Raw genomic sequence first — 26,644 nt, 5'->3', positions numbered from 1 at the left:
ACGGGAGATCAGCGGACGGTGCCGGCCGTCTGCTCCAGGTAGGCGAGGAAGGCCGGGTCGTTCATCATCGGCACGGCGAGGCACAGCGACACCACGATCACCGTCACGATCGCGCCGACGACCGGCAGCCACCACGTCGAGCGACCACGGCGGAGGCGCCGGATCGACAGCGCCGCCGTGATGCACCAGCCCAGGACCAGCACGATCGCCGCGATCGTCCCCCAGGGACGACCCATGGCGTAGTTGGTGAACTCCCCCTCGATCCCGAGGATCGACATGGTCTCGTTCATGACGCGGCCGATATCGAGGTAGGACAGTCCGGTCACCACGACGTTCACGAGGCCGTAGGCGAGCAGCGCGATGGTCACGATCCGGTCGACGGGCCGGCGGCGCGGGGCGTCCACCGCCGGGGCCGGCGCGTGTGCCGGGGCGGGGAACGCCGGAGCCGTGGGCGCCGGCACGGCCTCGTCGATGAGCGGCAGACCGCGGGCCAGGCGCTGCTCCTCCGGCGTCGCGATCTCACCGTAGCGCGGGCGCTGATCTGTCATGCCGCCATGCTAACGCGCGTGTCTCCGACCGGCTCCCAGCCGAAGACCTCCGGAGACGGTGGCGGCCCCGGAGAAGTGGGGACTCCTCGGGGGCCGCGGGAGAGGAGCACTGGGGACGCTCCTCATCCAGGTCGGTCGCCGGCGCTGGGGACGCCTCTGGCGATCGGCAGCGCTCTGTATCGCGCTGCTTCTTCCATGGTAGGAACCCGCGGCCGGAAGAACCAGGGGTCGGAATTCAGATAGTGAACTCGTCGCCCTGCCCGCTGCCGAGCGCGTCGGCCCCGAGCTGCAGCGACAGGTTGCGGGCGGAGCGCTGCAGGCGGGAGACGAGCCGGCGATCCACCACCGCCTGGTCCGCCGGCAGCGAGATCGCGAGCGAGGCCGTCACCCCGGGGGCGATCACCGGCACCGCCACGCACGTCGCGCCGATCGCGTACTCCTCCTGGTCGACAGCCCAGCCCGGCGACTGCTCCAGCTGGGTGAGCAGCGTCCGCCGGTCGCTGATGGTCCGCGGGGTGAGCTCCTCCAGGCGGTGACGCGACAGGTAGTCGCGACGCTCCTCGTCGGGCAGCTCGGCCAGGATCTGCTTGCCGAGGGCCGTGGCATGCGCGCTGGAGTGCAGCCCGACCCACAGCTCGACCCGGGGGTTGCGTTCCGCGTCGACGATGTCCACGAGATGCAGCTCGCCGTCCGCGAAGCGCGAGAGATAGGCCGTCGCGCCGAGGTCCTCGGTGACCGCCCGGAGCGCTGCGCGCACACGGGCCAGGAACACGCCGCGCGAGTCGCCCTGCTGCTGGAACGCCGGAAACCGGGTGCCGAGCACGAGGCCGTCGGGCTCCGCGCTCAGGTAGCCCTCGTGCACGAGCGTACGCACCAGGTTGTACGTGGTGCCGGGAGTGAGACCCGTGATCGCGGCGAGCATCTTGGGCGGCAGCGGTCGCGGGGAGTTCGCGACGATGTCGACGAGGCGGAGCGCGCGCTGCACCGACCCGATGAGGGTCGGCTCCGCCTCCGCCGCGCTCAACGCTACGCGCCTCCTCCGGCGGAGGCACGGCCTCCGAGGGCGCGGGCGTCGCGCTGGCCGGACGGGTCCTGACGCAGCTCCTTCGGCAGGGAGAACATGAGGTCCTCCTCCGCGGTGCGCACCTCCTCGACGTCGCGGTACCCCGCGTCGCCGATCGCGTCGAGCACCTCGCGCACCAGCACCTCCGGCACCGAGGCGCCGCTGGTGACGCCGACGGTCTCGACACCGTCGAGCCACTCCTGCTGGATCTCCTCGGCGTAGTCGACCCGGTACGCCGCCTTCGCCCCGTACTCGAGCGCGACCTCGACCAGGCGCACGCTGTTGGAGGAGTTGGCCGATCCGACCACGATCACCAGATCCGCGCCCGCCGCGACCTTCTTGATCGCGACCTGGCGGTTCTGGGTGGCGTAGCAGATGTCGTCGGACGGCGGGTTGTGCAGCTCGGGGAAGCGGGTGCGCAGACGATTGACGGTCTCCATCGTCTCGTCGACCGAGAGCGTCGTCTGCGACAGCCACACCACCTTCGACGGGTCCTTCACCTGGACGGTGTCGGCCTCCTCGGGAGAGTTGACGACCGTGACGTGGTCGGGGGCCTCGCCCGCGGTGCCCTCGACCTCCTCGTGTCCGTCGTGCCCGATCAGGAGGATCTCGAAGTCGTCGCGCGCGAACCGCACCGCCTCACGGTGCACCTTCGTCACGAGCGGGCAGGTCGCGTCGATCGCGTGCAGTCCCCGGTCGGACGCGGCGTTCACCACGGCGGGAGAGACCCCGTGCGCGCTGAAGACGACGTGGGCTCCCTCGGGCACCTCGTCGACCTCCTCGACGAAGATCGCCCCCTTCGCCTCGAGCTCGGTGACGACGTGGATGTTGTGCACGATCTGCTTGCGCACATAAACCGGGGCGCCGTAGCGCTCGAGGGCCTTCTCCACCGCCACCACAGCGCGATCCACGCCGGCACAGTATCCGCGCGGCGCGGCGAGCAGCACGCGCTTGCGTCCTGGCACCGGGTTATCCTGAAGCCGCCCTGCCGCCGCACGCACGCGAGGAAGGCGGGGGACGGGAAGATGCACGGCTGTCGAGGTCACACCGGAATTCTATCGCCGTACAGCTGTGCGAGGCCGGGGAGAGCCCGGGCGGGAACGGGAGCAGATGACAGTCTTCGAAGCGACGACCGGACCGGGTGAGACCCCGCCCGCCGACGCCGTCGCCCCGCGTGACTCCACCGCACAGGCGCCCACCTCCGTCGCCCGGCTCAACGCCACCATCCGCGACTTCGTCGCCCGCTGGAACACGGTGTGGGTCGAGGGCGAAATCACGTCGTGGAACGTGCGCGCCGGGAACGTGTTCGCCCGGCTGAAGGACACGCGCTCCGACGCGCAGATCTCGATCCGGATCTGGTCGAGCGTGCGCGGGCGCATCCCTGCCGATCTCGGCGTCGGCGACCACGTGGTCGCGGCGGTCAAGGCGGACTACTTCGTGAAGTCGGGCGACTTCAGCTTCGCGGTCTCGGCCATGAAGCACGTCGGCCTCGGCGATCAGCTCGAGCGCCTGGAGAAGCTGCGCGTGCAGCTGCGGCAGGAGGGGCTCTTCGACGCCGGCCGAAAGCTGCGCCTCCCCTTCCTCCCGCACGTGATCGGACTCATCACGGGCGAGCGCTCCGACGCCGAGAAGGACGTGCACCGCAACGCCGAGCTGCGGTGGCCGCAGGTGCGCTTCCGCACCGAGTACGCGGCCGTCCAGGGCGACCGCTGCGTGCCCGACACCCTGGCCGCACTCGCCCGGCTCGACGCCGACCCCGACGTGGACGTGATCATCATCGCCCGCGGCGGCGGCGACCCCCAGACGCTCCTGGGCTTCAGCGACGAGCGGCTGGTGCGCGCGGTCGCGGCCGCGCGCACCCCGGTCGTCAGCGCCATCGGGCACGAGAACGACCATCCGCTCCTCGACGACGTTGCCGACCTCCGTGCCTCCACCCCGACGGACGCCGCCAAGCGCGTGGTGCCCGACGTGGGCGAGCAGCGCGCGCTGATCGCCCAGCTCCGGTCGCGCGCGACCACGCGGGTCACGCAGCGCCTCACCCACGACATCGCTCAGCTCGAGCAGCTGCGGTCGCGACCGGTCCTGCGCTCGCCCGATCCGATCATCGACACCCGCGCGCAGGAGTCCTGGCTGCTGGTGTCGCGCGGACGCGATGCCGTGCAGCGTCAGCTCGACGACGCCGGCCGTCGCACCAGCGAGCTGCGGGCGTCGCTGCGTGCCCTCTCCCCCGCCGCGACCCTCGCCCGCGGCTATGCGATCGCGCACCTCGACGGGGGCGTGATCCTGCGGGATGCAGCGGACGCCCCGGCCGGTAGCGCCCTGACGATCACGGTCGACCGCGGGTCGGTCGCCGCGCGCTCGGAGGGCGAGATCGCGGAAGGCGCCTGAACCGGGCGCGTCCGTGCCACGACGTAGGATGGAGGAGTGAGCGCGCTGAACGACACCCCTGTGGACACGCTGTCGTTCGAGGCCGCCCGGGACGAGCTCGTCCGCGTGGTCGCCGAGCTGGAGCAGGGCGCTCCGACCCTCGAGCAGTCGCTGGCGCTGTGGGAACGTGGAGAAGCGCTCGCCGCCCGCTGCGAGGAATGGCTGCTGGGCGCCAAGCGCCGCCTGGAAGCGGCACGCGCCGCCGCCGGTGACGCCGAGACGGACGGGGCGTCATGAGCAAGGGCCCCGCGATCAACGCCGACCTCGGCCGTCCGGAGACGGCGGAGGAGACCGCGGCCCGCAAGGCCGCATCCAGCAAGGCGTATCGATCCAGCCAGACCGTCCGCAACCTGGTCGCCGCGCTCCTGGTGACCCTCGCGGTCGTGCTCGTCATCGTGCTCGTGGTCCCGCGCGGCGAGCCGGTGGCGCAGAAGCCCATCGACGTCGCAGGCATCGCCGCCGATGTCGAGTCGTCCATGGGCGGGCCCGTGATCGTGCCGGAGACCGGGAAGTTCTGGCGCGTCAACGCCGCGGAACTGCAGAGCGGAGCCACGGTCGTCTGGGAGGTCACGCTCGCCCCCGCGGCCCAGGACGAGCGCGGGTTCATCAAGCTCGCGCAGGCCTTCGGCGCCGACGCCTCCTGGGCCCCGCAGCGCCTGAACGGCATCGCCCCCACCGACACGATCCGCATCGGCGGGCTGGAGTGGGACGTGTACAAGCCAGGAAACGCCGGCGCCGACGCCAACATCTCGTACGCCATCGGCACGCAGGCCGGCGACGACTACGTGCTCCTCTACGGCTCCCGCTCGGCGGACTCGACCGCCGAGCTCGCCGAGTCGCTCGTCCCTCAGATCCGCACCGTCACGGAGGCCCGATGACCCACCCGCTCACTCCTTCCGCCGCCTGGACGCAGATGCAGGAAGGCAACCGCCGCTTCGTCCGCGACGAGCCGCAGCACCCGAACCAGAACGTCGCCCGCCGCAAAGACCTGACCGCCGCCCAGCACCCGGTCGCCACGCTCTTCGGATGCGCCGACTCCCGCCTCGCGGCGGAGATCATCTTCGACCTGGGCCTCGGCGACCTGTTCGTGGTGCGCAACGCCGGTCAGGTGATGGGCGAGTCGATCGTCGCGAGCCTGGAGTACGCGGTCGCGGTGCTGGAGGTGCCGCTCATCGTGGTGCTCGCGCACGACTCGTGCGGCGCGGTGCGAGCCGCGATCGACGGCACCGCGATCGATGCGGCACCGCTCCCCCCGCACATCTGGAAGCTGATCGCGCCGATCGTGCCCGCCGCCCGCAAGGTGCTGGCGGAGAGCGGGGGCGCCACGGTCGCCGACATCGACGCCGAGCTGGTCGGCCGCGAGCACCTGCGCAACACGGTGCACGACCTGCTGCAGTCGTCGGAGATCATCAGCAACGCCGTCGCCGAGGGCCGCCTCGGGATCGTCGGCGCCAACTACCGTCTGGCCGAGGGCGAGGCTGTGCCCGTCATCACGGTCGGGATCGACACCGAGGGGACCGTCCCCGCAACCAAGGAGGGTTCGGAATGACCGACGCCAACCAGCTCAGCGGCGCGAACGAGCAGGGCTACCGCATCGAACACGACACGATGGGTGAGGTGCGTGTGCCCGTGAACGCGCTCTACGGTGCGCAGACGCAGCGCGCCGTGGAGAACTTCCCGATCTCCGGCAAGGGCCTGGAGTCGGCGCAGATCGCCGCGCTCGCGCGCATCAAGAAGGCGGCGGCGCTGGCGAACAAGGAACTCGGCACGCTCGACGGTGCCATCGCCGACGCGATCGCCCAGGCCGCCGACCAGGTGGCGTCCGGCGCCCACGACGGCGAGTTCCCGGTCGACACGTACCAGACCGGCTCCGGCACGTCCTCGAACATGAACATGAACGAGGTGCTGGCCACTCTCGCCACGCGCATCCTCGGCGCGACGGTGCACCCGAACGACCACGTCAACGCCTCGCAGTCGTCGAACGACGTGTTCCCCACCTCCGTGCACATCGCGGTCACGCAGGCCCTGATCGACACGCTGATCCCCGCGCTCGACCACCTCGCCGTCGCGCTGGAGGCCAAGGCCGAGCTGTGGAAGGACGCGGTCAAGTCCGGCCGCACGCACCTCATGGATGCGACGCCGGTCACCCTCGGACAGGAGTTCGGCGGCTACGCCCGTCAGATCCGCCTGGGCATCGAGCGCGTGCAGTCCGCCCTCCCCCGCGTGGCCGAGGTCCCGCTGGGCGGCACGGCGGTCGGCACCGGCATCAACACGCCGCTCGGGTTCCCGCAGAAGGTCATCGAGCTGCTCGCCGCCGAGACCGAGCTGCCCATCACCGAGGCCAAGGACCACTTCGAGGCGCAGGCCAACCGCGACGGCCTGGTCGAAGCCTCCGGCGCGCTCCGCACGATCGCGGTGTCGCTCACCAAGATCAACAACGACCTCCGGTGGATGGGCTCCGGCCCCAACACGGGTCTGGGCGAGCTGCACATCCCCGATCTGCAGCCGGGCTCCTCGATCATGCCGGGCAAGGTCAACCCGGTCGTTCCCGAGGCCGTGCTGATGGTGTGCGCCCGTGTCATCGGCAACGACGCGACCGTGGCGTGGGCCGGTGCGTCCGGCGCGTTCGAGCTGAACGTGGCGATCCCGGTCATGGGCACCGCCCTGCTCGAGTCGATCCGCCTCCTTGCGAACGCCTCGCGCGTGCTGGCCGACAAGACGATCGACGGCCTGCAGGCGAACCTCGACCGTGCCGCCGCGTTCGCGGGCATGAGCCCGTCGATCGTGACGCCGCTGAACAAGCTGATCGGCTACGAGGCCGCCGCGAAGATCGCGAAGCACTCTGTCGCGAAGGGCATCACGGTGCGCGACGCGGTGATCGACCTGGGCTACGTCGAGCGCGGCGACCTGACGCTGGAGCAGCTGGACGAGAAGCTCGACCTGCTGTCGATGACGCATCCCGGATGATCACCGGTCGCTGAGACGACGGATGCCGCGAGGATCTGGTCCCCGCGGCATCCGCTTTTTCCCGGCCTCGTCAGCTGAGCTCTCCGCCCTCCAGGAGTTCGGTGACGAGGGCCGCGATCGCGGAACGCTCCGAGCGGGTGAGGGTCACATGGCCGAAGAGGTCGTGTCCCTTGAGCGTCTCGATCACGCTGGCGATGCCGTCGTGGCGTCCGACGCGCAGGTTGTCGCGCTGACCGACGTCGTGCGTGAGGATGACGCGGGAGTTCTGGCCCATGCGGCTGAGCACCGTGAGCAGCACATTGCGCTCGAGGGACTGCGCCTCGTCGACGATCACGAACGCGTCGTGCAGCGAGCGTCCGCGGATGTGGGTGAGCGGCAGCACCTCGAGCATCCCCCGCTCGACGACCTCGTCGATCACGTTGCCCGAGACGACCGATCCGAGGGTGTCGTACACCGCCTGACCCCAGGGGTTCATCTTCTCGCCCTGATCCCCGGGGAGGTACCCGAGCTCCTGGCCGCCCACGGCGAACAGCGGCCGGAAGACGATGATCTTCTTCTGCTGCTGCCGCTCGAGCACCGCTTCCAGTCCGGCGCACAGGGCGAGGGCCGACTTGCCCGTTCCGGCGCGACCCCCGAGCGACACGATGCCCACCTCGGGGTCGAGCAGCAGGTCGATGGCGATGCGCTGTTCGGCCGAGCGGCCGTGCATCCCGAAGATGTCGCGGTCGCCGCGCACCAGCCGGAACTCGCCGTCGCCGGTGACGCGCCCGAGCGCCGATCCGCGCTCCGAGTGGATGATGAGACCCGTGTTGACGGGGAGCCCGTTGACGTCTTCGCTGATCCCGACCTCGCTCTCATAGAGGTCGCTGATGTCGTCGCCGGACAGGTCGAGGCTCGCGATGCCGGTCCACCCGGAGTCCACGGCCTGCTCGGCGAGGTACTCCTCGGCGCGCAGGCCGAGCGACGCGGCCTTGACCCGCATCGGGAGGTCCTTCGAGACGATCGTGACGTCCTGTCCGTCCTGTGCGAGGTGCATGGCGACGGAGAGGATGCGGCTGTCGTTGTCGCTCAGGCGGATGCCGACGGGCAGCACGGAGAGGTCGGTGTTACCGAGGTCGACGCGGAGCGTGCCACCCTCGCCGACCTCGACCGGGAAGTCCAGACGCCCGTGCTCGACCCGGAGGTCGTCCAGGTGACGGAGCGCCTGGCGGGCGAAGTAGCCGATCTCGGGGTCGTGCCGCTTGCCCTCGAGCTCGCTGATGACGACGACGGGCAGCACGATCGAGTGCTCCGCGAATCGGAAGAATGCCTGCGGATCGCTCAGCAGGACCGACGTGTCGAGCACATAGGTGCGCAGGTCCTGATCGGGCTGCGCGGCCGAGGTGCTTCTCGAGGACTGACGGGTGGACTGCTGCGCGGTGCTGGCGGTGTGCTGCGCTGAACGTGTGGTCACGACCCACTCCCGACCCGGGGATTCCCGGCTATGCGAACGAGTCGACCAGGGGGTCACGAGTCGCGAACCTGGAGGCCGACCCGACCGGGCGCCTTGCCCGATGCCTTGACCGTACGACCGCTCCCCGGATTAACACGGGCTCGACACGCCAGCGAATATTAAGAGCTGATGAACGTCGTCTGGCCGAACGCCTGCAGGGTCTCGTCCAGCAGGCGGAGCGTCTCGGCGTCGGTCCCGGCGTGGGGCGCGATCCGGATCGACGATCCGCGGGCGGTCACGACGAGGCCGGCGTTCGCGAGGGCGGCGGCGAGTCGCGCGGGCTCCTCGGGCGCGAGGGCCACGATGCCGGCGCGGTGCTCGCGTTCGCGCGGCGACACGACCTCGATGCCGTGTCGGTCCGCGATCTCGATCACGGTGTCGACGTGCTCCGCGAGCCGCGACTCGATCGCCGCGACCCCGGCGTCGCGCACGTCGCGTGCTCCGATCGCGAGGCGCCCTGCAGCCAGGGTGTCGGGCACGCTGACGGTGTAGGCGCGCGCGGACTCGGCGGGACCGGGGAGCGCGTCGACCACCAGCCCGGTCGCCGTTGTGCCGGTGATACCGGAGAGGACCGGGGTGATGCGCTCTCTGGCGCGCGGAGAGAACCAGGCGAAGCCACTCCCCCTGGCCGCTCTGAGCCACTTGTAGCCGTGGCCGATCACCACGTCGGCTGCGGTGTAGTCCACGTCGACGACGCCGAACGACTGGACCGCATCCACGATCAGCAGCCGGTCGGGCCCGAGCACGTCGCGCAGCGCCGCGAGGTCGACCCGGTACCCCGTCCGGAAGTCGACGTGGCTGACGATGAGCGCGGTGACCTCGTCGTCCAGCGCCGCGGCCACGGCCTCCGGTGAGACCCGGCCGTCGGCGGGTGTGATCCACCGCGGCGTCAGGGCCCGGTCCGACGCGGCCGATGCGCGCTCCAGCGTGAGGCTGACGCTCGGGAACTCCGCGGTGGACGCGACGACGGTGCCGGTGAGGCCGTACAGCGCGTGCTGAAGCCCGTGCGTGGAGGACGGCTGCAGGGTGACGTCCGCGGCGTCCGCTCCCAGCAGCTCCGCGACCGTCTCCTGCGCCTGGCCGATGCGCTCCGCGACGAGCGCGAGGGACGACGGTCGCCCGCTCGCGAGGAGATCCGCATCCGCGAACACCTCCTCGCGCACCGAGGGCGAGAGGGGTCCGAAGGCCGCCCAGTTCAGATAACCGGGTTCGGTGTCGAACGTGCCGACGTAGTCCTCGAGTGCGCTCACGTCGTCATTGTGGCACGGTGCGGTGCCACGGCCTCAGCGACCGAAGCGGCGGTCGCGGTCGGCATAGTCGCGGATCGCGCGGAGGAAGTCGACCTGGCGCAGATCGGGGCCGAGCGCCTCCACGAAGTAGAACTCGCTGTGCGCGCTCTGCCACAGCAGGAAGTCACTCAGGCGCTGCTCTCCGCTGGTGCGGATCACGAGATCGGGATCGGGCTGCCCGCCCGTGTAGAGGTGCTCGCCGATCATCTCGGGCGTGAGGTGTGCGGCGAGGTCTTCCATCGTGCCGCCGGAGGCCTCGTGCTTCGTGATGATGCTGCGCACCGCGTCGACGATCTCGTTGCGACCGCCGTATCCGACCGCGAGGTTCACATGGAGCCCGGTGTGGTCCTTCGTACGCTCTTCCGCAGCGGCGAGGACGGCCGCGAGCTCCGCGGGAAGGATGTCGGAGCGGCCCACGTGCTGCACCCGCCAGTTGCCCTCCCGCGACAGCGCCTCCGCGAGCTCGGCGATGATCTCGATGAGATCCGCGAGCTCCGCCGAGTCGCGCTTGCGCAGGTTGTCGCTGGAGAGCAGGTAGAGGGAGACGACCCGCACGCCGAGCTCGTCGCACCAGCCGAGGAACTCGTGCATCTTGGCGGCACCGGCGCGGTGTCCCTCCGCCGGGGTGGCGAAGCCGAGCTGGCGCGCCCAACGACGGTTGCCGTCGATCATCATGGCCACGTGGTGCGGAACGGAGGCCGGATCGAGGTGACGACGCAGCCGGCTGGTGTACAGCCGGTACAGCGGCCCGCGGCCCGGGCTCTCGCGTGACATCACCCACCTACGCTACCCTGCCGTGCGCCGGCGCGCGGCGTGCGGATCCCGCGGGCATGTGCCGTCGACGGCATGCGACGCGGCTTAGAGTGAGGGCGTGAGCACTTCCGACGAGCCCGGCACCGATGTCCCCAAACTGCCGCTCCTCGAGGCGGCTGCCGCCGATGCGGCGACCGAGATCAAGCCCACCTGGCGCGGGTGGATCCATGCGGGCACGTTCCCCGTGGCGATCGCGGCCGGCGTGGTGCTGATCGTCCTGTCGCACGGCGCGCCGGCCAAGTGGGCCGCGGCAGTCTTCATGGCCACGTCGCTGCTGCTGTTCGGCAACTCGGCGATGTACCACCGCTTCAACTGGCGGCCGCGGGTCAAGGTGATCCTCAAGCGCATCGATCACGCGAACATCCTGCTGCTCATCGCCGGCACGTACACGCCGATCGCGACGCTCGCCCTTCCCCCGGACAAGGGCGCGCTCCTGCTGATCCTCGTGTGGAGCGGGGCCCTCCTCGGGATCCTGTTCCGCGTCTTCTGGATCAACGCGCCCCGGTGGCTGTATGTCGCGCTCTACCTGCTGCTGGGGTGGGCGGCGGTGATGTACATCGTCGACCTGCTCAACGCGAACGTGGCGATGATGGTGCTGGTGATCGTCGGCGGCCTGCTCTACACGGGCGGGGCGATCGTCTACGCGCTGAAGAAGCCCAACCCGTGGCCCGGCCATTTCGGCTTCCACGAGATCTTCCACGTGTGCACGGTGCTGGCGTTCCTGTGCCACTGGACCGCGTGCCTGCTCATCGCGCTGGAGCCGCTCTCCCCCTCGCTCGGCGCCCCGTGACGCCGCAGTGAGGCGTCAGCGGCCGTCCGGTCGCCCGTCGTCGCTCGCGTCCTCCGGCGCCGCGGTCGACGCGTCGTCCGCGTCGGGTCCGGCCTGCGCCGCCTGCGCGGCCTGCTCGGCATCCAGTTCCTCGCGCACCTCTTCGCGATACCGCACGCGGCGGATGCGGCGGTTCATGTCCCAGATGAGCAGGATGACCGCGAGGACCACCACGACGATCGCGGCGAAGCCGACGAACCCCGGGGTCACGGCCTCCGGCGCCACGGTCATGGAGGGCGTGGGCATCGGAGTCTCGGACAGAGCACGCATGAATCGGCCTTTCGTACGCAGGTCGCATAACCTGGTATCACCAGCCTAACGACCGGAAGACCCTCCCTGTGACGACCGCCACCGAGCTCGACGAACGCTACGGCCGAACCCGACGCCGCCGGCTCCCCTGGATCATCGCCGGAGCGATCGCCCTGGTCGTCGTCGGCGCCTTCGCCTGGATGACGGTCGCGCAGTCGATGAGCTCCGTCGACGCCGACGACCTGGGCTTCGAGCTCGTCGACGAGCACGCGGTCGACGTGCGCTTCCAGGTGACCGGCGTGCAGGGCAAGGACGTCGTCTGCGTGCTCGAGGCGCTCGACGAGGAGTTCGGAGTGGTCGGCTGGAAGGTGGTCGAGCTGCCCGCCACGGATCGTCACTCGCAGACCCGCTCGGAGCGCATCCCCACGGTCGCAGAGGCCACGACAGGTTTGGTGAACACCTGCTGGGTCGCCTAGACTGGGGGCAGACAGACGACGCCCCGGCACGTGCCGGGGCGTCTTGGCATATCCCCCGCGGTTGCTCGGCGGGATCCCGATAGAAGGAGCTTCGTCATGTCCACGGACGCTCAGGTTCCGTTCCTCACGCAGGAAGCGTACGACCGGCTCGTCGCCGAGCTGGAGCACCTCTCCACCGTCGGCCGCGACGAGATCGCCAAGCGCATCGAGGCCGCCCGCGAGGAGGGCGACCTCAAGGAGAACGGCGGCTACCACGCCGCGAAGGACGAGCAGGGCAAGCAGGAGGCGCGCATCCGCACCCTGGAGAGCCTGCTGAAGACCGCGAAGGTCGGCGAGGCGCCCGCCAGCCGCGGCATCGTCGAGCCCGGTACGGTCGTCACCGCGGTCGTGGCCGGCGGCGAAGAGGTCTTCCTGCTGGGCAGCCGCGAGATCGCGGCGGGCAGCGACCTCGACGTCTACAGCGAGGCGAGCCCGCTCGGACAGGCCATCCTGGGCCTCAAGGTCGGCGAGAAGTCGTCGTACGAGGCGCCGAACGGTCGCGCCATCAGCGTCGAGATCGTCAACGTCGAGACCTACACGGGCTGAGCCCCCCGCGAACGACACAGCGCCCCTCGTCCACACGGACGAGGGGCGCTGTCGTGTGCGCGGGTGGCTCAGTCGAGCACGACGAGGGGGGCGAAGCCCGCGCGCCGCAGCGTGTCGAGCGTGTGCTCGGAGTGCTCCGGTCCGCGCGTCTCCACGCTCAGCTCGAGGATGACGTCGCTGATCTGGAGACCGTGGCCGTGCCGGGTGTGCATGGCCTCGATGACGTTCGCTCCCGCCTCGGCGATCAGCTCCGACACGCGGGCGAGCTGGCCCGGCCGGTCCGGCAGAGGGATCCGGATCGTGAGGTAGCGCCCCGAGGCGGCGAGGCCGTGGGCCACGACGCGCTGCAGCAGGAGCGGGTCGATGTTGCCGCCGGACAGGACGGCCATGGTCGTGCCGTTCGGCGACACCTTGCCCGCGAGGATCGCCGCGACCCCCGCGGCACCCGCCGGCTCCACGACCACCTTCGCCTGCTCCAGCAGCAGGACGATCGCGCGCGCCAGGTCGTCGTCGGACACCGTCACGACCTCGTCCACGAGATCGCGGATGATCCCGAAGGGCACGTCGCCCGGACGCGCGACCAGGATCCCGTCGGCGATGGTCGGCCGCGTGACGATGTCGACCGGCTCCCCCGCCTCCAGCGACGGGGGCACGGCAGCGGCGTTCTCGGCCTGCACCCCGATCAACCGGACGGTGCGGCCGAGCTCCGCCGCGCGCGCCTTGACCGCCGCCGCGACGCCCGCGATGAGGCCGCCGCCGCCGATGCCGAGCACGACCGTGTCGACCTCGGGCGCGTCGGCGAGCAGTTCGAGGCCGAGCGTGCCCTGACCGATCACGACGTCGCGGTGGTCGAACGGGTGGATGAGCACGGCCCCGGTGCGCTCGGAGAACTCCGCGGCCAGGCGCAGCGAGGTCGCCACCGTCTCGCCCTCCAGCACGACCTCGGCACCGTAGCCGCGCGTGGCGAGGAGCTTGGGCACCGGCACGCCCAGCGGCATGAAGATAGTGGCGGGGATGCCGAGCGCCTGGGCGGCCAGCGCGACCCCCTGCGCGTGGTTGCCCGCCGATGCCGCGACGACGCCGCGCGAGCGCTCCTCCGCGCTGAGCCGGGAGAGCCGGTACGCCGCACCGCGGATCTTGAACGACCCGGTGCGCTGCAGGTTCTCCATCTTCAGCAGCACGGGAGCGCCGAGGGCGTCGGAGAGGGCCCGGGAGGGCAGGGTCGGCGTGTGCGAAATCACCTCAGCCAGACTCTGAGCGGCGTGCTCGAACTCGGTCAGGCTGGGGACTTGGCTCATCGATTCCTCCGTGTCCGCTGTCGCGGGACTGTGCTCCAGATCAGGTCTCCGCTCGGACCGACGCCGGTGCGCCACGAGCCCGAGCTGATGGTGACCGCGGCGACGTTCACGAACGCCGCCAGCGGTACGGCGAACAGGGCGCCGGGGATGCCCGCGATCATCGCGCCACCCGCGACCACGAGCACGACGGCGAGCGGGTGCACCTTGACGGCCGAGCCCATCATGATCGGCTGCAGGATGTGTCCCTCGATCTGCTGCACCGCCAGGACGACCACCAGCATCCACAGCGCGATCCACGGGCCGTTGTAGACGAGCGCGAGGAACACCGCGACGGCGCCGGTGACGACCGCACCCACGATCGGGATGAACGAGCCGAGGAAGACGAGCACGGCGACCGGAAGCGCGAGCGGCACCTGGAGCAGGAACGCGCCGAGTCCGATGCCGATCGCGTCGATCGTCGCCACGAACAGCTGCGTGCGGGCGTAGTTGACGATCGTCGCCCAGCCGTTGCGCGCGGCCCCGTCGACCGCGGGACGAGCGCGACGCGGGAAGACCTTGAGCGTCCAGCGCCAGATGCCGGCGCCGTCCGCGAGCAGGCAGATGAGGATGAACAGCGCCAGCAACGCGCCCGTGGCCACGTGACCGACGGTCGTGCCGATCGCGAGGGCGCCGGTCCACAGCAGTTGCGCCTGTTCGGAGATGAGGTCGAGACCCTGCTGGAGATAGTCGGCGATCTGGGTGTCGGAGAGGTTCAGCGGCCCGTCGTGCAGCCAGACCTGGAACTGATCGAACGCCTCGGTGGTGCGCTGCTGGACGTCGGGCAGCTGCTCCCTGACCTGCCACACCACGAGCCACATGAGACCCGTGACGATCGCGACCGTGCCGATCAGCGAGATCGCGATCGCGAGCCAGCGCGGCACGCCGCGCCGCAGCATCCACGAGAAGGCCGGCCACAGCAGCGCCGTGATGAGGATCGCGACCATGAGCGGGATGACGAGGAGCTTCAGCAGCATCACGAGCCAGATGAAGACGCCGATGGCTGCCGCGATCAGCAACAGGCGCCAGGCGTAGCTCGCGGTGATGCGCAGCGGCAGAGGCACGGCCTCGTCGGCCTCGGTGGTCACGGTCCGGTCGGTGGACACGGGGCGCGGACGGAACAGATCGCGCAGCCGGGGTCGCTGGTCCTCGCTCATCGCCTCAGTCTACGGTCATGCGGTATGCCGCTCGGCGCATCTACCCCGCGAGAGAGATGTCCGACGCCGGCGTTACGCTGGCCGCGTGACCGACTCCCTCAGCTCCGCGCAGGCACGCCGCATGGCACTCGCCGCGCAGGGGTTCACACGCGCGCGACCCGCTGCCGTCTCCAACCGCCACCTGCACCGCGTGATGGAGCGGCTCGGAGTGCTGCAGATCGACTCGGTCAACGTGTTCGCCCGGTCGCACTACCTGCCGCTGTTCTCCCGGCTCGGCGCGTACGATCCGGCCCTGCTCGACCGGCTCTTCCTGTCGCGCACCACGCACTACGTCGAGTACCTCGCTCACGAGGCCACGTTCATCCCGGTCGAGGACTGGCCGCTCTGGCGGTTCCGCATGGACGCGTTCCGTCGTCGCTGGGCCGGCGAGGACTCGTGGCTCAGCACCAACGCCCGCACGGTCGCGTGGGTGCAGGCGGAACTGCGCGACCGCGGCCCGCTCCGCCCCGCCGACCTGCGCGCCGACGCTCCCCGCGAGCGCGGCACATGGTGGGACTGGGACGAGGTCAAGCTCGCCCTCGAGCACCTGTGGCGCACGGGAGACGTGGCCGTCAGCGGGCGGCGCGGCTTCGAGCGCACGTACGCCCTGGCGGAGCACGTCATCCCGGAGCACATCCGCGCGCGCGACGTCTCCCGCGACGACGCGATCCGCGAGCTCATCCGCCGCGCGGCCCGCTCGAGCGGCGTGGCGACCACATCCGACCTCGCGGACTACTACCGCATCCGAGACCGCGCCACCATCGGCAGGGCGATCGCCGAGCTGGAGGACACGGGCGAGCTGCTGCCGGTGCGCGTGCGGGGATGGGAACGCGCCGGTCGCCCGCTCCCCGCGTGGCGCCACCGCGACGCCGTTCTCCCCCGCCGCGTCGAGGCGGCCGCGATCCTCACGCCGTTCGACCCCGTGGTGTGGTTCCGCGAGCGCGCGCTCCGCGCCTTCGAGCTCGACTACCGCATCGAGATCTACGTGCCGGCGGCCAAGCGCCGTTACGGCTACTACTCCCTCCCGGTCCTGGTGGGCGACCGCATCGTGGCGCGGGTCGACCTCAAGGCCGAGCGCGCCGGCTCCACGCTGCAGGTGCAGTCGGCGTGGTGGGAGCCGCAGGCACGGCCCGACGACGCGGAGGCGATCGCGCGGGAACTGCGGCTCGCCGCCGCGTGGCAGGGGCTCGAGCACGTGTCGGTGTCGGGCTGGGGAGATGCCACCTCCGCGCTGCACGACGCCCTGGCGACGGGCGACGGGGCACCGGTGCGGCGGCACGTGCACGAGCGGGAGGGCGCGGCGTGAGCAGGCGCCTCCGGTGGGCGGCGGCGATCGCCGCGGCGGTCGTGGTGGCCGCCGTCGGAGGCTGGATCGTGTTCGCGTCGCTGCGGTCGCCGTCACCGGAGGAGGCGGCACTCGCCTACCTGCACGCGGTGGAGTCGGGCGACCCGAAGGCGGTCGAGGCGACGGGCGCGGAGGTCAGCGCGACGGCGCTCGCGGCGCTCGATGGGGCGACCGGACGCATCGCCCGGCCCGCCGTGACCGGGACCCACGGGACCGGCGAGAACCGGCGCGTCGAGGTGTCCTTCCGACTCGGCGGTGAGGAGCACGACGCGACCCTGTCGATGAGCGCGGTGAACGGTCGCTGGGTCGTGGACGGCTCGTGGCTCGGTGCGGTCACGCCGAGCACGACGGCCGGCACCGCGGTCGCGATCGGCGCAGCGACGCTCCCCGCCGGCGACGACACCGTCCTGCTGCCGGGCACCTACGCGGTCGCGGCGGCCCCGGCCGCTCTGCTCGACGGGACCAGCGAGGTCACGGTGCTTCCCGGCGAGACGACCGCGGTCGAGGTGGACGCCTCCCTTCGGCCCGAGGCCACGGAGGCCGCGCAACAGCACCTCGACGACCACCTGACGGCGTGCACGACTCCGGCGCCCTCTCCGCCCCCGGGCTGCGGCATCCGGCTCCCGTGGGGGCTCGAGTTCCGCGACGTGAGCGAGGTCCGGTATCGGATCGAGCAGCAGCCCACCGTCACGCTCACGACGGACGGCTTCACCGCGGCGGGCGGCGTGCTCGTCGCCACCGTGACCGGGACGGGACAGGACGGAGCGCCCCGCACCACCACCTACCGCACCGGCGACTGGAGTCTGCGGGGCGACGTCGAGTTCACCGCGGAGGGGCTGCGGCTGACGGTGTGGTGAGGGCGTGCGTCAGAACTGCACGCGCGGGGGCTCGGAGATCGCGCCGCTGTCGGCGACCTCGAAGAACTCGCGCTCGGTGAAACCCAGGCCCTTCGCGAAGAGATTGTTGGGGAAGACCTTGATCTTGGTGTTCAGCTCGCGCACGCCGCCGTTGTAGAAGCGTCGAGCCGCCTGGATCTTGTCTTCCGTGTCGACCAGCGACTGCTGCAACTGGAGGTAGTTCTGGCTCGCCTGCAACTGCGGATAGGCCTCCGCCACGGCGAACAGGCTGCGCAGCGCCTGCTGGAGGTGTCCCTCGGCGATGCCGGCCTCACCGGGGCCGCTCGCGGTGAGGGTCTCGGCACGCGCCCGCGTGACGTTCTCGAACACGGCCTTCTCGTGCGAGGCGTAGCCCTTGACGGTCTCGATCAGGTTGGGGATGAGGTCCGCTCGGCGCTTGAGCTGAACCGTGATGCCGCTCCACGCCTCGTCCACGCGCACGTTGAGCTGCACCAGCGAGTTGTATGTGGCCCAGAGATAGATGCCGACGAGCAGGATCACCCCGACGACGATCAGTACCGGCACGAGCCATTCCATCAGAGCCCCACCCTTCCTCGTGTTTCTCTCATCCTAGACGCGCAGGCTGCGCGTGGACTGGGCGCGTCAGCCGCCGGCCGCATCACGCGCCGAGCACCCGGTCCAGGTAGCGGTTGGTGAAGCGCCGTTCGGGGTCGAGCCGGTCCCGTAGCCCCACGAAGTCGTCGAACCGCGGGTACACCGCGCGCAGCGACTCCGCGTCCTGCGTGTGCAGCTTCCCCCAGTGCGGCCGGCCGCCGTGCTCCCTCATGATCCGCTCCACGGCCTCGAAGTACGCCGTGGGATCGGCACGCCAATAGCGATGCACGGCGATGTACGCGCTGGCGCGCCCGTGTGCCGTGGAGAGCCAGCGGTCGTCCGCGGCGGCGAAACGCACCTCGATCGGGAACTCGATCCGCCAGCCGCGGTCCGCGATCAGCTGCTGCACCGCGCGGAAGGCGGGGACGACCGCGTCCGCGGGGATCGCGTACTCCATCTCGCGGAACCGCACCGTGCGGCTCTGGGTGAGCACCCGGTGCGACAGATCGGTGTACTCGCGGTCGCCCGTGAGCCGGACGGCCAGGCGGCTGAACGGCGGCGTGACCGCCGGCACCAGCTGACCGGCCGCACACACCACGCGGTACACCCCGTTGGAGAGCAGACTCTCGTCCACCCACCGGCCCACGACGGGCAGCGGCTTGCGGACCGTCGACTCCGGAAGCCGCGTCTGCCGCTTGGTGAGGGCGACGTCGGTGTGCGGGAACCAGTAGAACTCGAAGTGGTCGGACGCGGCGACACGCTCGTGCACGGACGACAGCACGTCGTCGAGCGGCACGGGCTCGTCGACCGCGTGCAGGACGAACGACGGGACGCACTGCAGCGTCACCTCGACGATGATGCCCAGGGCCCCGAGACCCACGGCCACCGCGGGCAGAAGTTCGGGCTGGTGCTGCTCGTCGATCCGGAGGAACTCGCCCGCGGCCGTGATCAGCGTGACGCCGACGACCTGGGTCGCGAGCCCGCCGAACGTCGCACCGGTTCCGTGCGTGCCGGTCGAGATGGCCCCGGAGATCGACTGCCGGTCGATGTCGCCGAGGTTCTGCATCGCCAGGCCGTACGGCGCGAGCAGCCCGGGGATCCGGTGCAGGCGGGTACCGGCGAGGAGGCTCACACGTCCGGAGGCGGCATCTGCGGACACGAGCCCCTGCAGGTCGTCCAGTTCGAGCAGCACGCCGGGGGCGACGGCGATCCCGGTGAAGCTGTGGCCGGCGCCGACCGCCTTGATCGTCAGGCCCTGCTTCGCGGCGGCCCGCACGGCGCGCTGCACGCCCTCGGGGCTGCGCGGGCGCTCGACGCGGACGGGGCGCACCGACGCCGAGCGGCCCCAGTTCTGCCAGGTGCCGCCGATGCGCGTCACAGGAACGCCCTCCCCTCGCCGCGGTACGTCGGCAGCTCGTCGATGACCTCGTCGCCCGACACCAGGTGATAGCGATCGATCCGCTCGGCCGGCTCGCCGCTCTTCGCGTGGCGGAACCACACCCGATCGCCCACGCCGAGGGTCGCGGCGTTCGGGCCGCGGAGGGGGGTCTGCACCTCGCCCGCGGCCTCCCGAGGCAGCGTGCGGAGATCCGCCGGCCACACCGGGAGCGGCTGCCGCGAGGCCACCGCGGGCCCCGAGGCGATCCATCCACCGCCGAGCACGGTCGCGATGTCGGCCGCCGGGCGCCGCACGACGTCGAACGCGAACGCGGCGGCCGGCGCGGGCCGGAACGAGCGGTAGCCGTCGAACAGATGCCCGCCGAGCAGCCCGCTTCCCGCGCTCGCCTCGGTCAGCGACTCGTCGCTGCCCGTGAACTCGAGCGACCCGGTGCCGCCCCCGTTGAGGAATTCCAGGGGTGCGACGGCGCTGACCGCCGCGGCGATCGCCGCCCGGCGCTCGCGCAGCTCCTCCCGCGAGCGCGACTGCACGAGACGGATGAGCGGGGCGTCCGGACCCGCGTCGTCCCCCTGACCGGCGATCTGCGCGTCGTACATCTGCAGGCCGACGAGCCGGAACCCGGGACGGGCCGCGACCTTCCTCGCGAACGCGGCCACCTCACCCGCGGAGAACAGGGCCGAACGCCGCACGCCGATGTGCCCCAGCAGCGGCGAGCGCCACGAGGCATCGACGTCGATCGCGACACGCAGCTCGGGACGAGAGCCCGGTCCGGCGACACTGTCGATGAGGTCGAGGTGCACCAGATCGTCCACCATGAGGGTGATCCGTCGGGCCGCGGCCTCATCGGCGACGAGCCGCTCCAGGGCGGCGCGGTCGACCGTCGGGTAGCCGAGGACGATGTCGTCGTGCGTCTCGGCGAGCCACAGCGCCTCCTCCAGCGTGAACGCGAGGATGCCCCGGAAGCCCGGCAGCCGCAGTACGGCATCCAGCACCTCCCGCACCCGCACCGACTTGGAGGCGACGCGGATGGGCAGACCGCCCGACCGCACGAGGAGATCCATCGCGTTGTAGCGGAGGGCCTCCCGGTCGATCACCGCGACCGGGGCGGGCAGATGGCCCGTGGCGGCCGAGAGTCGGGGCCAGTATCGGCCGGGATCCTCCCACTCGGGGGCGACCGCGGCGGTGCCCTGGACGGGGCTCAGTTCATCGGTGAGGTCGAGCACTCCCCCACCCTACGGCCTGAGCGCACTCGGGTTCACCCCTCCTGACACCGCGTCGCAGAGGGTGCGGGGGCCGCCGTTCGCCGGCGCTAGGCTGGCGACGCGGCCCCCGTAGCCCAATGGCAGAGGCAGGCGACTTAAAATCGCCTCAGTCTGGGTTCGAGTCCCAGCGGGGGCACCGGACCCGAGGGTCAGCGCCCGAACAGGTCACCGATCCCGGGGACGCCCAGGTCGCCCAGGCGGTCGCCCCAGCCCGTCGCGGTCTCTCCGAGGCCGGACACCGCGTCCCCCGCCGATCCCAGGAGATCTCCGGCGCCGCCCGTCAGCGCCTCGACATCGACGCCGGATACCAGCGCCTCGACGTCCAGGCCCTCTGCGAGGGCGCCGAAGTCCACGCCGAGCGATGCGGCCTGGTCGAGCAGCGGCGCGGCGACCGCGCTGACCACCGCACCGCCGGCCACGACGCCGAGCAGACCGACGGCGGCACCACCCGCCGCGACGGCAGCCCCGCCGGCCCCGACGCCGCGCGCGCGGGACAGCAGACCGCGCATCCGTCCCGGTCGCATCGCCTCCGCCCGCCCGGCCGCCCTGGCCAGATCGTCGGGAGCGGACGACCGCGGCCGATCACCCGCGGGGAGCTCCTGCTGCATGCGCGCCGCCACGACCTCGCGCTGCTGCGGGGTGAGCCGCGCGAACGCCTCGCGGTGGAGCTGCTCGATGCGCTGAGGATCGGCCGTCTGCATCAGGTAGTCGTACCGGGCGATCGCGGCACGATCCTGCGGGGAGAGCGCGGATCCGCCGTGGTGCGGTGCGGGCGGCGACGCGAAGGCCCCCGCGGGTCGTGTCCGGTCCTGGACGCGACGGGCGGTCGCGTCGTGCGCGGGCGGCGGCGCGTACGGGTCGCCCGGTCGTGCAGCGGACGGCGAGGCGTCGCGGGTGCCGCGCACCTGGTCGACCGCACCGCGGATCATTCCGCCCCAATCGGTGGACTCCCGCCCCGTGTCCCCGGGCCGCCGCGAGGATGTCGCGCCGCCCGTGTCGAGCGCGTCGGAGGCGAGGCGGATGAGTCGGGAGAGCTTTCCCATGGTGATCCCTTCGTGGGGCGGGCCACCGGGAGGGTCGACGTCCAGCATCGGCAGGGGTCTCCAGGCAGCCCGCGAACGGGCGCCAAGGTCTCCTCCGCCCGGAAGGGCCAGCGGGCCGGGACACGATGTCATGTCCGTAGTGACGACGACGCTGCAGACGGGAGTACTCCCCTTGCACTTCGAAACCCTAGCGGGCAGGGCTATGGATCCTCTCCACTGCCCGCTCAGCCGAGATCGTCGAGCACCTCGAGCACGTCGTCGCGGATGGCGAGGAACGCCGCATGCACCTCGGTGCGCCCGCCGTCCTCCGAGAGCGCCGCGACCGTGCGTCCCAGCGCCCCGAGGGGGAGCGTCCCGGCGGACTCCCGAGCGCTCAGCTCCCCGAAGCCCTCCGGAGGCGACCCCGCGCGCGCCGCGAGCAGGAGCTGATCGCACAGCACCGAGGCCGCGCCCAGGAGCGACGCCGCGGCACGCAGATCGCTGCGGGCGACCTCGGTGCACAGCAGGCGGTCGCGGATGATGCGGGTGAGCCGCCGCGAATGCGGAGCGGGGATCGCCCGCCTCGACCGGATGCGCCAGCGATCATCTCCGTCCAGGGGCGCCTCGTATGACACCGGCTCGCCGTCGCTCACATGGATCGCCGGGATCTGCATCGGTGTGGGAAGCGGATCCCCTGCCCACCACGCCGCCGGTGCCTCCGCCGTCGGAAGGAACGCTGTCGCGCGCTCTCCTCGCGCCGCCCCCGCGCCATCCGGGCGGAGGTCGGCGACCTGCACGAGGCTGGGGTTGCTGGCGAAGTGGGACAGGCCGCGGGATCGGATGACTCGGAACAGCGCTTCCCCATCGTCGACGGGAGCGCTGTCGTCGGCGGCGGCGAGCTCGGCGGCGACCGCGACCGGCAAAACGGTGGCGACGACGGACACCGTCTTCCCCGGCGGGGCGACCCACGGCCGCCCGGCGAAGGCAGCGATCCGCACCGCGTGCGACGCGTAGGTGTCCCACCCCGAGAAGAAGCTCAGCACCGCGGCGGGCTGACGCCTCACCGCGTCGCGGACCTGAGCGAGAAGCGCCGGATGCGCGTCCACGTCACCCGAGAGCACGAGATGATGAGTCGCCCGGCGGCTCCACGGCTGCCAGACGGGACGCGGGGAACCGCGACGCGCCGACGGTTCGATCCCGTCGGAGACGATCTGGACGGGAGCGCTGCGGAGCTCGTGCGCCAGGGCGACCGCCCGGTTCTCGAGCCCCGGCAGGGCGCGGATCGAGACGCTGAGCGTCGGCATCGAACCCCCACTCCGCGTCGCCACCTGGTCTCCTCGCATCGCGCACGATCCACACGGCCGCCCACACGGCCTTGTCCACGCTCCCGAAAAGCGTACAATCTGACATGTTACGTGGCCAACTCTTGCGGCGTCTCCACCCTCATACGTCCGGCCCGGAACGAGAACGGCCCCGCACGCATTCGCGTACGGGGCCGTTCGGTGTCGTCGTCACTTGACGGGCGCGGTCTCCGCTGTCGCCGAAGCCTTCGCGGCGGGCTTCTTCGCCGGCGCCGCCGCCTTCTTCGGAGCGGGCTTCACATCGGCCGAGGTCTCCGCGGCGGGAGCCGCCTTCGCGGCCGGAGCCGACTTCGCCGGAGCAGCCGCCGGGGCCGCGTCGGCCGGTGCCGCCGGACGCGGACGCGCCGCGAACTCCTCGAACACGTAGCGCGGGTTCTGCACGGTCTCGAGGTTGACCAGGTCGCGGCCGAGCCACAGGTTGTTCCACCAGCCCCACAGCACGCGCCACTTGCGCTCCCACGTCGGCATCGCAAGCCCGTGGTACCCGCGGTGCGCGACCCAGGCGATGAAGCCCTTGAGGGCGATCTTGCCGGACTGGAAGACACCGTTGTACAGGCCGAGACCGGCCACGGCCCCGAGGTTCTTGTGGAAGTACTCCTTGGGCGCCTCGCCACGGAGCACCGCCACCAGGTTCTTCGCGAGGAGCTTGGCCTGACGCACCGCGTGCTGCGCGTTCGGCACGCAGAATCCGCCGACGCCACCACCCGACAGGTCGGGCACGGCCGAGACGTCACCGGCAGCCCAGGCGCCCTCGACGAAGGCCTCCGGGGTGCCAACGCGCAGGTCGGCGCGGGTCTGGATGCGACCACGCTCCTCGATCGGCAGGTCTCCGCCGCGCACGACGGTCGGGTTGGCCATGACGCCCGCGGTCCAGACGATCACGTCGGTCGGGATGACCTCGCCCGTCGAGAGCTCGACGTTGCCGTCGATCGCACCAGTGACCTGCGTGTCGAGGTGCACGTTGGCGCCGCGCTTCGCGAGGTCCTTGAGCACCCACTCGCTGGTCTTGAGCGACACCTCGGGCATGATCCGCCCCATCGCCTCGATCAGGTGGAAGTGCGTGTCCTCGAAGTGGATCTGCGGGTACTTGCTCACGAGCGACGAGGCCAGCGAGCGCAGCTCGGCGAACACCTCGATGCCGGCGAAGCCACCACCCACGACGACCACGGTCAGCAGACGGTCGCGCTCGGGACCGGCGGGAAGCGAGGCGGCCTTGTCGAAGTTCGACATGACCTTGTCGCGGATCGCCACGGCCTCTTCGATGGTCTTGAGACCGATCGCGTTGTCGGCGATGCCCGGGATCGGGAACGTGCGCGAGACGGCACCCGCGGTGACCACGATCTGGTCGTACGCGAACTCGTACGGCTCGCCGACGGGCGGCGTGATCGTCGCGGTCTTCTGCGCGTGGTTGATGTTGGTCACCTTGGCGGTGAGCACGTGCGTGCGCTTGAGGTGGCGGCGGTGCGCGACCACCGAGTGACGTGCCTCGATCGAACCGGCGGCGACCTCGGGAAGGAACGGCTGGTACGTCATGTACGGCAGCGGGTCCACCATGGTCACGTCGGCCTCACCCTTGCGCAGGTGCTTCTCGAGCTTCCACGCGGTGTAGAAACCTGCGTAGCCCCCGCCGACGATCAGGATCTTGGGCACAGTGCTGTTCTGAGGCACAGAAGAACTACTCCTCGGAGTCGGGATTGTGGCGTACGGGAACGCGCGCCGATCGGATGCGCCGGGCAGCTGCGGTGACGCCAAGCGCTATCAGGATACCAGGCACCGTGAGTGCGACGAGCGGCAGGGTACCGTAGCGCAGTGATTCGGCGCTGGGAAGCAGCGGTGAGCCGGCCTCGCTCGGTTGATCCGCATCGGGAAGCGGAGGCACGGCGACCGGGGTCAGCTCGGGCTGCGGCGCCGGTTCGCTCTCGGCTCGGCGGAACAGCCGGATCCACTCCGCCAGGTCGCCCATCGGGTTCGTGTCGACCGAGGGAAGGGTGGCCGAGATCGCCGCGGCAGCATCGACCAGCCCGTAGCCGTAGAGCGGATCGCGGGGCTTCTGCGCATCGGGTACGGGTATCGCCGTCTTGATGATGCGGTTGATCACGTCGTTCGCGGAGATGTCGGGATGTGCCGACCGGATGAGCGCGGCGATCCCCGCCACGATCGGTGCCGCACCGCTCGTGCCGTTCCACTTGACGACTTCCCCGTCGGCCGAGACACCGAGCAGGCCCTCACTGGGCGCCGAGATCCCGATCGTGATGCCCTGCGTCGACGCCTCGATGCTCGCGGTGCCCGTCTGATCGACACCGCCCACCGTGAGCACACCGGGGATCGTGGCGGGAGCGCCGATGATGTTCGTGCCGCTCCCCCGGTTGCCCGCCGCGACCACCACGACCACGTCGTGCTCGAACGCGTAGAGGAACGCGTCGTCCCAGCTCTCGTCCCAGTCCAGGGTGTTGGTGGTGAAGGAGAGATTGATGATGTCGGCCCCGTTGTCCACCGCCCACCGCATCGCTTTCGCCACCTGTTCCGTGAAGGGCACGGCGGCCGCCGCGCCGAAGCCCACGGACACCGACAGCAGCTTGGCTTCCGGGGCGACGCCGATCATGCCGGTGCCGTCGGGGGCGCCGCGACCGGCGGCGAGCGACGCCACCCAGGACCCGTGGTTGCCGTCGATCGCGCCCAGCGGCGTCCGTCCATCCGGCGTCCCCGTGCCGGAGACGTCCGTGCCGCCGACCACCGCGTCGCCGAAGGTCTGCGGGACCTTGCCGATGCCCGTGTCGATCACCGCGATGGTCGTCCCCTCGCCGCGCGTCGTCTGCCACGCCTCGCGGATCCGCGCGCCGTCGAGCCAGTACTCCGCCGCGCGCACCGGGTCGGCGGGGTCGTCCGGGATCGGCGGCGGCGTCGCCGCCGTCGCGCTCGACCCCAGCAGCAGCACCGTCGTCGCCACCGCGGCGGCGGCGACCACGCTGCGCAGCATCCGCCGTCCGGTCATGCCGAGCGCGCCGCCTCGCGCACAGCCGCACCGGGGTCCTCGCAGCGGCAGACCTCGGGCGACCAGGACGAGCGCTCGAGCGCCGCGTCGCCGATCGGGTTCACACCGGGGCCGGCCGCGAGGGCGTGCCCGGCGAGAGCGTGCAGGCACTTGACGCGGGTGGGCATGCCGCCCGCCGAGATGCCGTCGATCTCCGGAACCTCACCGAACTGCGCGCGATCGGCCAGGTACGCGTCGTGCGCCGCGCGATACGCCTCGGCGACCTCCGCATCGTCGTCCAGCAGAGCGGCGAGCTCCGGCATCACATGCGTGGCCTCGAGCGTCGACATGGCCGCGGTCGCCGCGGGATGGGTCAGGTAGTAGAACGTGGGGAACGGCGTCCCGTCCGGAAGCCGCGGCGTGGTGGCGACCACCGTCGGGTTGCCGCAGCGGCACCGCGCCGCGATCCCGACCACTCCCCGCGCGGGGCGGCCGAGCTGCGCGGACACGACGGCGAGTTCGGCGGGCGTGGGGGCGGGGAACGGGGGCGTCGTCACCACACCAG

The 26,644-nt window shown here is 71.4% G+C and carries 27 protein-coding genes and 1 tRNA gene; 11 read left to right on the top strand and 17 right to left on the bottom strand.

Annotation, left to right across the window (positions count from 1 at the left end):
• Nucleotides 1-8: 8 nt before the first annotated feature.
• From DW297_RS14135 to DW297_RS14125, 3 genes are all read right to left on the bottom strand, one after another.
• Nucleotides 9-548 carry a DUF6264 family protein gene (locus DW297_RS14135; RefSeq protein ID WP_136033482.1) on the bottom strand — a complete coding sequence of 180 codons (540 nt, stop codon included), beginning with the start codon at nucleotides 546-548 and terminating at the stop codon, nucleotides 9-11.
• A 235-nt stretch (nucleotides 549-783) separates the two neighbouring features.
• Complete coding sequence (locus DW297_RS14130; RefSeq protein ID WP_136033480.1) at nucleotides 784-1,572, bottom strand: IclR family transcriptional regulator; 789 nt, start codon at nucleotides 1,570-1,572, stop codon at nucleotides 784-786.
• A gap of 2 nt (nucleotides 1,573-1,574) precedes the next feature.
• Nucleotides 1,575-2,657, bottom strand: coding sequence for a 4-hydroxy-3-methylbut-2-enyl diphosphate reductase (locus tag DW297_RS14125; protein WP_205812609.1), 1,083 nt, complete (start codon nucleotides 2,655-2,657; stop codon nucleotides 1,575-1,577).
• A 64-nt stretch (nucleotides 2,658-2,721) separates the two neighbouring features.
• On the opposite strand from DW297_RS14125, the gene xseA reads away from it, so the two are divergent.
• Genes xseA through DW297_RS14100 form a run of 5 tightly spaced genes read left to right on the top strand, consistent with a single transcriptional unit; the run spans nucleotide 2,722 to nucleotide 7,005 of the window.
• Nucleotides 2,722-3,999: an exodeoxyribonuclease VII large subunit gene (gene xseA, locus DW297_RS14120; RefSeq protein ID WP_136033476.1), complete on the top strand. Its 1,278-nt coding sequence runs from the start codon at nucleotides 2,722-2,724 to the stop codon at nucleotides 3,997-3,999.
• Nucleotides 4,000-4,035: 36 nt separating this feature from the next.
• A complete protein-coding gene (locus DW297_RS14115; protein WP_136033474.1) occupies nucleotides 4,036-4,275 on the top strand; it encodes an exodeoxyribonuclease VII small subunit in 240 nt (79 codons plus the stop codon).
• Nucleotides 4,272-4,916, top strand: coding sequence for a DUF4245 family protein (locus DW297_RS14110; protein ID WP_136033472.1), 645 nt, complete (start codon nucleotides 4,272-4,274; stop codon nucleotides 4,914-4,916). Before DW297_RS14115 ends, DW297_RS14110 begins: the two co-directional genes overlap by 4 nt.
• A complete protein-coding gene (locus DW297_RS14105; protein WP_136033470.1) occupies nucleotides 4,913-5,587 on the top strand; it encodes a carbonic anhydrase in 675 nt (224 codons plus the stop codon). The genes DW297_RS14110 and DW297_RS14105 overlap by 4 nt, the downstream gene beginning before the upstream one ends.
• Nucleotides 5,584-7,005, top strand: coding sequence for a class II fumarate hydratase (locus DW297_RS14100; protein ID WP_136033468.1), 1,422 nt, complete (start codon nucleotides 5,584-5,586; stop codon nucleotides 7,003-7,005). Before DW297_RS14105 ends, DW297_RS14100 begins: the two co-directional genes overlap by 4 nt.
• 70 nt (nucleotides 7,006-7,075) lie before the next feature.
• Here DW297_RS14100 and DW297_RS14095 read toward each other — a convergent pair whose 3' ends face one another.
• The 3 genes from DW297_RS14095 to DW297_RS14085 all read right to left on the bottom strand — a co-directional run bounded on the left by DW297_RS14095 (nucleotide 7,076) and on the right by DW297_RS14085 (nucleotide 10,560).
• The gene (locus DW297_RS14095) at nucleotides 7,076-8,458 is read right to left on the bottom strand and encodes a PhoH family protein (protein ID WP_136033466.1); all 1,383 of its coding nucleotides are present in this window, start codon (nucleotides 8,456-8,458) and stop codon (nucleotides 7,076-7,078) included.
• A 158-nt stretch (nucleotides 8,459-8,616) separates the two neighbouring features.
• Nucleotides 8,617-9,747, bottom strand: a complete 1,131-nt coding sequence (locus DW297_RS14090; RefSeq protein ID WP_136033464.1) for an aminotransferase class V-fold PLP-dependent enzyme — start codon at nucleotides 9,745-9,747, stop codon at nucleotides 8,617-8,619.
• Between the two features lie 33 nt (nucleotides 9,748-9,780).
• Nucleotides 9,781-10,560, bottom strand: a complete 780-nt coding sequence (locus DW297_RS14085; RefSeq protein ID WP_136033529.1) for an isoprenyl transferase — start codon at nucleotides 10,558-10,560, stop codon at nucleotides 9,781-9,783.
• A 97-nt stretch (nucleotides 10,561-10,657) separates the two neighbouring features.
• Between DW297_RS14085 and trhA the strand changes: the two genes are divergently transcribed.
• Nucleotides 10,658-11,389, top strand: coding sequence for a PAQR family membrane homeostasis protein TrhA (trhA, locus tag DW297_RS14080; RefSeq protein WP_136033462.1), 732 nt, complete (start codon nucleotides 10,658-10,660; stop codon nucleotides 11,387-11,389).
• 15 nt (nucleotides 11,390-11,404) lie between these two features.
• On the opposite strand, the gene DW297_RS14075 is transcribed toward trhA, so the two are convergent.
• Complete coding sequence (locus tag DW297_RS14075) at nucleotides 11,405-11,674, bottom strand: hypothetical protein (RefSeq protein ID WP_308194352.1); 270 nt, start codon at nucleotides 11,672-11,674, stop codon at nucleotides 11,405-11,407.
• 92 nt (nucleotides 11,675-11,766) lie between these two features.
• On the opposite strand from DW297_RS14075, the gene DW297_RS14070 reads away from it, so the two are divergent.
• Together DW297_RS14070 and greA are read left to right on the top strand one after the other, a co-directional pair.
• Nucleotides 11,767-12,153, top strand: a complete 387-nt coding sequence (locus DW297_RS14070; protein WP_136033458.1) for a DUF4307 domain-containing protein — start codon at nucleotides 11,767-11,769, stop codon at nucleotides 12,151-12,153.
• A gap of 96 nt (nucleotides 12,154-12,249) precedes the next feature.
• Entirely contained in the window at nucleotides 12,250-12,738 is a 489-nt protein-coding gene (gene greA, locus DW297_RS14065) for a transcription elongation factor GreA (protein WP_136033456.1), read from the top strand.
• Between the two features lie 68 nt (nucleotides 12,739-12,806).
• Here the strand turns inward: greA and ilvA are convergent, their stop codons facing one another.
• Nucleotides 12,807-14,036: a threonine ammonia-lyase gene (gene ilvA, locus DW297_RS14060; RefSeq protein WP_136033454.1), complete on the bottom strand. Its 1,230-nt coding sequence runs from the start codon at nucleotides 14,034-14,036 to the stop codon at nucleotides 12,807-12,809.
• Nucleotides 14,033-15,229: an AI-2E family transporter gene (locus DW297_RS14055; protein ID WP_136033452.1), complete on the bottom strand. Its 1,197-nt coding sequence runs from the start codon at nucleotides 15,227-15,229 to the stop codon at nucleotides 14,033-14,035. Before DW297_RS14055 ends, ilvA begins: the two co-directional genes overlap by 4 nt.
• An 85-nt stretch (nucleotides 15,230-15,314) precedes the next feature.
• On the opposite strand from DW297_RS14055, the gene DW297_RS14050 reads away from it, so the two are divergent.
• The gene (locus DW297_RS14050) at nucleotides 15,315-16,574 is read left to right on the top strand and encodes a winged helix-turn-helix domain-containing protein (protein WP_136033450.1); all 1,260 of its coding nucleotides are present in this window, start codon (nucleotides 15,315-15,317) and stop codon (nucleotides 16,572-16,574) included.
• Nucleotides 16,571-17,470, top strand: coding sequence for a hypothetical protein (locus DW297_RS14045; protein ID WP_136033448.1), 900 nt, complete (start codon nucleotides 16,571-16,573; stop codon nucleotides 17,468-17,470). The genes DW297_RS14050 and DW297_RS14045 overlap by 4 nt, the downstream gene beginning before the upstream one ends.
• Nucleotides 17,471-17,479: 9 nt before the next feature.
• Here DW297_RS14045 and DW297_RS14040 read toward each other — a convergent pair whose 3' ends face one another.
• The 3 genes from DW297_RS14040 to DW297_RS14030 form a co-directional block, all read right to left on the bottom strand.
• Nucleotides 17,480-18,046 (bottom strand): LemA family protein, encoded by a 567-nt coding sequence (locus DW297_RS14040; protein WP_136033446.1) that lies wholly within the window; start codon nucleotides 18,044-18,046, stop codon nucleotides 17,480-17,482.
• A gap of 82 nt (nucleotides 18,047-18,128) precedes the next feature.
• The gene (locus DW297_RS14035; protein WP_136033444.1) at nucleotides 18,129-19,442 is read right to left on the bottom strand and encodes a D-arabinono-1,4-lactone oxidase; all 1,314 of its coding nucleotides are present in this window, start codon (nucleotides 19,440-19,442) and stop codon (nucleotides 18,129-18,131) included.
• Complete coding sequence (locus DW297_RS14030) at nucleotides 19,439-20,686, bottom strand: alanine racemase (protein WP_136033442.1); 1,248 nt, start codon at nucleotides 20,684-20,686, stop codon at nucleotides 19,439-19,441. The genes DW297_RS14035 and DW297_RS14030 overlap by 4 nt, the downstream gene beginning before the upstream one ends.
• A 102-nt stretch (nucleotides 20,687-20,788) precedes the next feature.
• On the opposite strand from DW297_RS14030, the gene DW297_RS14025 reads away from it, so the two are divergent.
• A tRNA-Leu gene (locus DW297_RS14025) sits at nucleotides 20,789-20,861 on the top strand.
• A gap of 13 nt (nucleotides 20,862-20,874) precedes the next feature.
• Here DW297_RS14025 and DW297_RS14020 read toward each other — a convergent pair.
• The 5 genes from DW297_RS14020 to DW297_RS14000 form a co-directional block, all read right to left on the bottom strand.
• Nucleotides 20,875-21,768, bottom strand: coding sequence for a cation-transporting ATPase (locus DW297_RS14020; protein WP_136033440.1), 894 nt, complete (start codon nucleotides 21,766-21,768; stop codon nucleotides 20,875-20,877).
• 224 nt (nucleotides 21,769-21,992) lie between these two features.
• Complete coding sequence (locus DW297_RS14015) at nucleotides 21,993-23,075, bottom strand: hypothetical protein (protein ID WP_168442874.1); 1,083 nt, start codon at nucleotides 23,073-23,075, stop codon at nucleotides 21,993-21,995.
• A 183-nt stretch (nucleotides 23,076-23,258) separates the two neighbouring features.
• Entirely contained in the window at nucleotides 23,259-24,758 is a 1,500-nt protein-coding gene (locus DW297_RS14010; RefSeq protein ID WP_136033437.1) for an NAD(P)/FAD-dependent oxidoreductase, read from the bottom strand.
• 25 nt (nucleotides 24,759-24,783) lie between these two features.
• The gene (locus DW297_RS14005) at nucleotides 24,784-26,100 is read right to left on the bottom strand and encodes a S8 family serine peptidase (protein ID WP_136033435.1); all 1,317 of its coding nucleotides are present in this window, start codon (nucleotides 26,098-26,100) and stop codon (nucleotides 24,784-24,786) included.
• Nucleotides 26,097-26,636 carry a DUF501 domain-containing protein gene (locus tag DW297_RS14000; RefSeq protein WP_136033433.1) on the bottom strand — a complete coding sequence of 180 codons (540 nt, stop codon included), beginning with the start codon at nucleotides 26,634-26,636 and terminating at the stop codon, nucleotides 26,097-26,099. Before DW297_RS14000 ends, DW297_RS14005 begins: the two co-directional genes overlap by 4 nt.
• Nucleotides 26,637-26,644 lie beyond the last annotated feature (8 nt).

Origin of the sequence: Microbacterium sp. PF5, assembly GCF_004794315.1 — a bacterium.
Lineage (GTDB): Bacteria > Actinomycetota > Actinomycetes > Actinomycetales > Microbacteriaceae > Microbacterium > Microbacterium sufflavum.
This window is presented reverse-complemented; position numbering and strand designations above follow the sequence as displayed.